The sequence below is a fragment of the Microbacterium sp. K41 genome, assembly GCF_004794395.1.
GTDB lineage: Bacteria > Actinomycetota > Actinomycetes > Actinomycetales > Microbacteriaceae > Microbacterium > Microbacterium sufflavum.
The window spans coordinates 1-1,404 of record NZ_SSDO01000496.1; the positions used below are offsets into that span (position 1 = coordinate 1).

Below are 1,404 nucleotides of genomic sequence, written 5' to 3' on the forward strand. Positions count from 1 at the left end.
CCGACGCCCCCCGTGCAGCCGCCCGTGGTTCCGCCGACCCGTCGGTCGTCGAGGCCGGCTCCGACCGAGGAATGAGCGCCATGCGGGACGGCCGGCTGGGCGTCGGCATCGTCGGTGCAGGTCGCGTCGGGCCCGTGCTGGGCGCTGCGCTCGCCGGTGCAGGTCACGCCGTCGTCGGTATGACCAGTGGATCCGACGACGAACGAGCCTCGGCCGTGCTCCCCGGTGTGCCCGTGCTCGAGACGCAGGAGGTCGTCCGCCGGGCCGAGCTCGTGATCCTCGCCGTGCCCTCCGAGCAGCTCCCGGCGCTTGTCGCCGGCATCGCCGAAGTGGGCGGGTGGCAGGTGGGTCAGCTGGTGCTGCACACCGATGCGGCGCACGGCATCGAGGTGCTCCGTCCTGCCGCTGAGCGCGGAGCGATCCCGCTGGCGGTGCACCCGGCGATCACGTTCACCGGGACATCGATCGATCTCCGTCAGTTGCAGGCCGGCTATGCCGCGGTGACCGCTCCCGCGGCCGTCCTCCCCATCGCGCAGGCGCTGGCCGTGGAGATGGGCTGCGAACCGGTGGTGATCGCGGACGCGGACCGGCCGGCGTACGCGGATGCGATCGCGACCGTGACCGAGTTCTCGCGGTCGATCATCGGGCAGTCCACGTCCCGGCTGCGGGAGATCGGCGTCGACAATCCCGGGGGGTACCTGTCTGCGCTCGTGCAGTCCACGGTGGAGCGGGCGCTGCGCGAGTCGTCCGAGCCGCCACCCCTGATCTGACGGCGCTCACCGTCCGCCCGAGAAGCCGCCGCCGCCCCCGCCGCCCGAGAAGCCGCCGCCGAACGATCCGCCGCTCGACGAGGACCCGGTCGTCGGCGCCGTGTACGTCGCCGCCGACTGCGACGACGACATGAACGCCGCGAGCTGCACGCGCAGCGCGAGCGAGGTGGGATCGCCGATCCAGGCCGCGCCGCGCTGCTCTCGGGTGTAGGCGCGTTCGAGGACCTCGCCCCACTCGTCCTCCATCCCGAACAGCATCGCGTACGGCAGCAGTCGCTCATACACGTGGATCACCTCGGCACCATCGACCTCACGGCGTTCCGCACCGGTGTACGACTGCAGCATGCGCAGGCGGTCCTCCTCGGCCACGCGGATGAACTCTCGCACGCCCTGGAGGTATTCGAGCGTCCGGGCACCCTCCGGGGTGAGCACGGTGTGCTTCGAGAACGAGTAGAAGGCGGCGATGCCGACCAGCACCACGGCGAACGCCGCGGCGACGAGCCCCGGGATCGCGGCCAGCCGCCCGCTCGCCACGGCCCAGATGCCCACCCCGAGGCCCGCCAGCGCGATCGCGATGGCACACCACTGCACGACGACGGCGCCGCGGCTCCGGGCCCGCTCCGTGAGGCCCCGC

At 72.8% G+C, this 1,404-nt stretch carries 2 protein-coding genes; one reads left to right on the forward strand and one right to left on the reverse strand.

The window, feature by feature from the left end; genetic code table 11:
- Window positions 1-71: 71 nt before the first annotated feature.
- Window positions 72-770, forward strand: a complete 699-nt coding sequence (locus DW309_RS16455; RefSeq protein ID WP_206251817.1) for a DUF2520 domain-containing protein — start codon at window positions 72-74, stop codon at window positions 768-770.
- Window positions 771-776: 6 nt separating this feature from the next.
- Here DW309_RS16455 and DW309_RS16460 read toward each other — a convergent pair.
- Window positions 777-1,404, reverse strand: a 628-nt coding sequence (locus DW309_RS16460) for a DUF2207 family protein (protein WP_136045982.1), incomplete at its 5' end; no start/stop codon positions are given.

Bases quoted from the DNA above. Each gene is read 5' to 3' on its own strand.
- DW309_RS16455 (WP_206251817.1), top strand. From the start codon at position 72: ATGAGCGCCATGCGGGACGGCCGGCTGGGCGTCGGCATCGTCGGTGCA.